At 62.8% G+C, this 5,839-nt stretch carries 7 protein-coding genes; 4 read left to right on the top strand and 3 right to left on the bottom strand.

What is annotated here, in order from left to right; all coding sequences use genetic code 11:
• Positions 1-913 (top strand): hypothetical protein (locus tag VN856_RS14305; protein WP_325690094.1); only part of this gene is annotated, 913 nt, incomplete at its 5' end.
• The gene (locus tag VN856_RS14300; RefSeq protein ID WP_325690092.1) at positions 913-1,281 is read left to right on the top strand and encodes a hypothetical protein; all 369 of its coding nucleotides are present in this window, start codon (positions 913-915) and stop codon (positions 1,279-1,281) included. The genes VN856_RS14305 and VN856_RS14300, both read left to right, overlap by 1 nt.
• 33 nt (positions 1,282-1,314) lie before the next feature.
• Here the strand turns inward: VN856_RS14300 and VN856_RS14295 are convergent, their stop codons facing one another.
• Together VN856_RS14295 and VN856_RS14290 are read right to left on the bottom strand one after the other, a co-directional pair.
• Positions 1,315-2,361, bottom strand: coding sequence for an NAD-dependent epimerase/dehydratase family protein (locus tag VN856_RS14295; protein ID WP_325690090.1), 1,047 nt, complete (start codon positions 2,359-2,361; stop codon positions 1,315-1,317).
• Positions 2,355-4,361 (bottom strand): hypothetical protein, encoded by a 2,007-nt coding sequence (locus tag VN856_RS14290; protein WP_325690088.1) that lies wholly within the window; start codon positions 4,359-4,361, stop codon positions 2,355-2,357. The genes VN856_RS14295 and VN856_RS14290 overlap by 7 nt, the downstream gene beginning before the upstream one ends.
• Before the next feature lie 122 nt (positions 4,362-4,483).
• Between VN856_RS14290 and VN856_RS14285 the strand changes: the two genes are divergently transcribed.
• On the top strand, positions 4,484-5,215 hold the full coding sequence (locus VN856_RS14285; RefSeq protein WP_325690085.1) for an enoyl-CoA hydratase/isomerase family protein: 732 nt from the start codon (positions 4,484-4,486) through the stop codon (positions 5,213-5,215).
• A gap of 11 nt (positions 5,216-5,226) precedes the next feature.
• The gene (locus VN856_RS14280) at positions 5,227-5,688 is read left to right on the top strand and encodes an SRPBCC family protein (RefSeq protein WP_325690083.1); all 462 of its coding nucleotides are present in this window, start codon (positions 5,227-5,229) and stop codon (positions 5,686-5,688) included.
• A gap of 16 nt (positions 5,689-5,704) precedes the next feature.
• Here the strand turns inward: VN856_RS14280 and VN856_RS14275 are convergent.
• The coding region (locus VN856_RS14275; protein ID WP_325690096.1) for an SDR family oxidoreductase at positions 5,705-5,839 on the bottom strand (135 nt) is incomplete at its 5' end.

Raw genomic sequence — 5,839 nt, 5'->3', positions numbered from 1 at the left:
CGCCACAGAATTCATCGCCAGCGTCGGCGAGCAGCTGTGGAAGTTTGACTTGAACCGCCTTACCAAAGCCGAACCCATTGGCCCCCATCGGTTGAAGATCCCGCACGCGATGAGGCGCACCGCTTCCGGACGTTACTTGGTGTATGGCGGGATGGATCATCCGAAGCGCGGTGAGGCGCGCGAGGTCGGTATCTTCGATCTGGAAACCGGCGACGCGATCCGGGTGCCGCTGCCGACGACCGCCTGGCATGTGGTCTGTCATCCGGTACTTGACGTTTTCTATGCAATCTCGTTTCGGGTGCTCCCCAGTGGGCGCGGAGACTGGCAGCAGTGGGGGATGGCCCATTTGCGGCAGTATGCGTACGAGATTGATGCCGAATCCGGGCAGATTCTGCGGCATTGGTCGGCAGGCAAAGAGGTTCCAGCGCACATCAATTCAGATGTCTGCATCAGCGACACCGAACTCATCTTCTGTACTGGCGGCAGCCAAACGGTGGTGCTGGTCGATCTCGAGACGATGAGCAATCATCGGCTGATCGACGAACATCCCGGATTGCTGGGGCAATGGGGATATTCTCGCCAGCTTTCCGCGACAGTCGCGGACACCGTCTCGCGCGGTAATTTTTTCACCGAGTCACACCTGTACGCGACGGGCCTGCAAGTCACCCGGGGTGCGCTGCTGGACGGCGTTTACGCGTGTCAGCTCTCTGCCGACCAGACCCTGCTTTTCACCGCCAACCGGGGCCAAAATCACATCACGGTTTACGACTATCCGTCGCTGAAAAGGCGGCTCCGAGTGCAACTGCCCGATCTTCAGGAGTACGACAAGAGCCTTTCTTCGCTTGCCGATCCGCGACTCGGCCTGCACCACAGTTACCTCGTTAGTCCTGGCAGCACCGAAAGGAACGAATGATGTCACCCGCTCGAAAACAAGGCGCAGCGTCCGCAGCTGCTGCGGCATCGTCGGAGACCGTCAGCAAGGTCGCCGATCTGACACGTGAGGCCATCGAGTCTCAATCCCGGCTAAGCGGCGAGTTCGCGGATTTGGTCGGAGACGCGGTGAAGGACAGCGAAGCCGCGTTCGAGACAGGTCGTGCGTACGTTGAATCGGTCTGGCGCGAGGCCGCCAACTATTGGCAAGCCGTCACCGACCTGAACTTCAGGTATGCGGCCGAATTGGTGAAGATCGCCACCCGAGCCGGGGACGAGGTGCTTACTGCGGTCGACTCAGCGATCAAGCGGGCCCCCGCGGATCACGGCAGCGCCGCCGGCGAGCCGTAGTAGCGCGTCACCGCTCTTGACTTCGGCGGTCGACTACAGCGGGCGCGGGATCAACGCGCGGCTGGTGCGCACTTCGGGAAGCGGGCACAGGGTTTCACGTATCCACCGTGGTAGCTGCGTGCTGCTCAACAGCCACGCCAATGCGTTGGCGACGGCAGCACGCGCGGGTTTGGGTGTATAGCCTAGGCGCGCGATTTTGTCCTGGCTGTACCAGTAGTAACGCCCGATGGTCAGTGCCTCCTCGCGCGTCGAAAGCGGCTCAGTTTCAGCGAAGCGCGCCCACGCCTCGGCGGCCGCCGACGTAATGTAGGCGGCGGCGGTAGGAACTTCGATCCGTGGTCCCGCGACACCAGCCAGGTCGGCAATCAGCGAGTGCAACGTCCGCCAAGACAGATTTTCTGACCCAATGAGATAACGCTCTCCCGGGGCTCCGTTCTCGGCCAATATCACGTGCGCCAATGCCACGTCGTCGAGCGACACCACATTGCATCCACCGGGGAAGGTGGACCTGAAGAAGTCCAGTAGGTATCGAAGGACGATCGCGTTGCTGGGTACCAGGCGAGACGACGGGCCGCCCATCACAACGGTGGGACAAGCGATGATCACGTCGATATCGTCGCCGGCCGCCTGCAGGGCGGCTTGTTCTTGCCGCACCTTACTGAGGAAGTACGGCGGAGCGTATTCGTTCCCGATTCGGTAGCGCTCATCGCGTACAGAGCCGTCCGCGCTGGATCCGGATGTCACCGATGATGACGTGACAATGACTCGACGCACGCCGGCGCTTTTTGCGGCATCGATCAGCATCCGCGTTCCGTCGATGTTGACGGTCGACACTTCGGCATGGTTGTACGCGCCGTAGGCGTACACGGCCGCGCAGTGGACCGCGATTTCGCATTCGGCCAAGGCGGAGTGAAGTTCCTCGCGGTCTTCCAAAGCGGCCGTTGTGATCTCGAACGGCAACTCGTTTGGTTGTGTTTGGCGTCTGGCGATGCCGCGAACCGTGTACCCGTGCTGCACGAAGCGCTTAGCTACCGCGCCGCCGATCATCCCGGTTACGCCGGTGACAGCCACTTTTACCATCGCGGGATCCGGGCCATGTCGGTGCGGAGGGCGACGACGTATTCGTCCAGCAGCGGGCGCAATGCATCTGACCAGCGTCGCGGAGACACCTTCGGTTCGGCGTTCGTCGTGCCGGCGAAATGTCGAAATCCTTGCTCATCAACGTGATAAGCATCAGCGATGCCGTCGCGCTCGGCGAGCCATTCCCGGGCGATGTCCAGATATGCCGACCAGGCCTCTGTTGGCAAAGCGGCTGAGGGCGCTGGGGTGTCGGCGCCGATCCGATACGGCCTACCTTCAAAGCAGGCTTCGAAGTTGTCGAACGTGGCATTGAAGAAACGCCGATACGCGTCGGTGACGAGAGGCGCCTTGACCTCGGGGTAGCGATCAAGGTCGACGACCTCCCAAAACGGTGGTAGCCGAAATTGCTGACGGCCCGAGATGGTCACTCGCGTCGTGTGATCGCCGTTGTCGGCGAAGATGAGCTCGCCATCGTCGTAGGCCGCGGAATCGTTGGGGCTGAGCACCGTCCGCCAACTAAGTCGACAGTGCTCGGGTCGGTACTCGATCAACTCGATCTTGCAGACGTCGATGACCTTGCCGCCCCAGAAGGCGAGATAATTCGGTTGGGGCAGATAGATGTTTCGTTCGGCCTGCATGACGACGCGGCCCTCGTCATCGCGTGATATCGGGACGATTCGGCCACCAAGATAGTCGGCCATCATGCTGATGCCCTGTGCGATGTCAACTCTGGCTACCCAGTCGGCGTACTCGGCGTTGACCACACGTTCGACCGAGAACAGCACCGATCGGTCAAAGTAGCACCAGTGCACCCACGGGTTCTGCCGCGGCGCCGCGTTCAGTAGCGCGCCGAATCTTGCCAAATACTTCGGAATTCGGCGGTAGTCGTCGGCCCGATATTGCCGAGCGTCGAAGCCCAGCGGGACCGCGGTCCGTCGCACCTTGTCTTTACTGAAGTTCGTCTGAAAGGCAGAGATCGAGTCGGCCGCAATCGCCAACGCGTAACCGATCGCGGCCACGGCCGCCGGACTGCTGGGTGAGCCGGGATCGACCCATGGGCCGACTACGCGTTGCAGCCATCGGTGCAACTCGTCGACGTCACGATCCTTTCCGCTGCGGGACATCAAGACCCGCAAGATCCGGGCCCCCTCCGGCAGCGACTGATCAAGTCGCCGCAACGCATCGCTCATGGATGGCTTCTGCGTCGCCGAGATTTGGAGCGGCTCGACATCCCCCACCAAGCGGTACTCGGCAGGCAGACCATGAGATTGCAGGCATCCGTCGACCAGGCGTGAGGCCGCGGGATCCTCCCCGTGCAGCACCGCGCCGACCACATCTGCCAGCACGGCGTCGGCACTTGTAATCAACGTGTAGGAGTCCTCGTCGCGGCGTGCCTCAATGATGGAGAAAGTCGGTGGGAAGTGCGCGACGATATCCGCCGCTACGTCAGCCGGTGCTGCTGCCGGTATCGGGCCCACGCAATCAAGGATCGTCGAAACGCACCCGCGAAAATGCTCTTGCGGGTCGCCAGTCCACCTTGCCATGACTACCCGCGCGCCGGCCTGAGCCCAAGTTGAACTTACGAGTTCCCCGGCCAGCACGCTGGACGGTGGGCACGATGACGGCTCCATACCGGCTGCAAAATCTATTCTTTCGTAGCCGTTGCCCGCGGCGGTGATCCCGAGGTAGCCGGCATCTGTGAGGGCACCGTTGACGTCGGTGATCCCCCGATCGGTCGCCTGCTGGGACAGGGCAGCTCCGACGGCAACCGCGGGCCACCCCAGCTCCACGAGTGCGTCGATCAAATCGTGCAGCACTCGCGCATTCGGCATCGCCGCGGGGTCCAGTGGCACGAGCACAACGGCGCCACCGGAACGATCGGTGGACTTCCGCTTTCCTAATGAGGACCTCAGCCCGGCCCGCCGAAGACCGTCGGCGACGGGATTCTGCCCATTGCCGGAATATGTTGCGCTCAGCACGGCGGCCCGTACGCTCGACACTTGGCCCTTACGTTCGATGGCACCGGTATTTCACATCTATGAACGCCCCATCATGTCAATCACCGCCATCTGGGTCCAGGTATTTGCTTGACTGGATTGCCGAACGGGCGAGCGGAGGATATGTGACAGATCTCGAAACAGCCGATGGCGTGACGATTGTCCGGTTCGACAACGCGCCGGTGAATGCCCTCGACCTCGACTTGCTCGAGCTCATCATCGCCTCGATGCACAGTGTCGAGGGCCCGGTCGTCATCACCGGTGCCGGCCGGGCTTTCTCGGCCGGTGTCGACCTGCGCGCTCTCGCCGACGGGGGAACCGACTACGCCAGGCGATTCGTTGAGGCGCTGTCTGAGGCTTTTCTCGCGATCTATGACCACCCGGCGCCGGTGGTCGCGGCAATCAACGGGCATGCGATCGCAGGCGGATGTGTGTTGGCAATGTGTGCCGATGTGCGGCTGATGTCCGGTGGGACGATTGGCCTCACCGAAGTCGCGGTCGGTGTCCCGTTCCCGGTGGCTGCACTCGAAATCTGCCGAGATGCGATGGGGATATCGGCGGCCCGGGCCGCCTTGCAGGCCAAGACAATCGACGCCGACACCGCGTTGGCCCGCGGATGGATCGATGCGGTGGTCCCAAAGGACGAGGTGCTGAGCCAGGCGCTGGCCGCCGCCCGCGAACTCGGCCAGTACTCGCCGGCCGCGTATGCGGCCACCAAACAGCAGCTGCATAAGCCGGTGCGCGCGGCGATTGACGCCGGCGCCGTCACGGATGAAAACGTACGGGCCAGTTGGATATCGGAGGACACCCGCGACCGTATCAACGGATTTCTCGAGTCGCTGGCCCGCGGCCGCTGAGGGTACCCGCTGTGAGCCTCTGGATCGCGCACGCCGAGCGGACAATCAGCGACGAGATACCCGCGCCGCCAGATGAGGTGCGCGACTTCTACGTCGACCTCGACAACATCAAGGATTTACATCCGCTGGTGGTGTCGGTGCAGCTCCTGGAGCACCACCCAACCGCCAACGGCTATCAGAAGACCTACCGGGTGCGCGACCGGATTCCGTTGGGGCCGTTGTCGATGCCGATCACCTACTGGGCGCGGGTCGAGGTCCCGCAGCACGGCGACGTGATCACCGAAGCGCGCCAGTTCCCCCGGGTGCGGCTGAACGGCACCGTGACTTTCCAGCCGACCGAGTCGGGCACCCGGTTGACCGAGCGGCTGAACATCGCAGCTCCCCGGCTGCTTGCTGCGACGACCGAACGTGAAGCGGTGACCGCACACATCGCCATGCTGGCCGGCATTCGCGGCCACTTCGAAAACCGTTAGCGCGTCACCACAGCGGTCACTGCGCTGTCCACTCCGACGTCAGGGCGAACTTCGACAGATACTTTGTCGAGGTCCATCCACCGTCGACCACGATGGTCTGACCGTTGATGAAACTGCCCCCGGGCGAACACAAGAACGCCACCGTGCTGGC

The organism is Mycobacterium sp., assembly GCF_035603715.1.
Classification (GTDB): Bacteria; Actinomycetota; Actinomycetes; order Mycobacteriales; family Mycobacteriaceae; genus Mycobacterium.
The sequence above is the reverse complement of the archived record's forward strand: the minus strand, read 5'-3'. Positions and strand labels throughout refer to the sequence as shown.

Bases quoted from the DNA above. Each gene is read 5' to 3' on its own strand.
- VN856_RS14300 (WP_325690092.1), top strand. From the start codon at position 913: ATGTCACCCGCTCGAAAACAAGGCGCAGCGTCCGCAGCTGCTGCGGCA.
- VN856_RS14295 (WP_325690090.1), bottom strand. From the start codon at position 2,361: ATGGTAAAAGTGGCTGTCACCGGCGTAACCGGGATGATCGGCGGCGCG.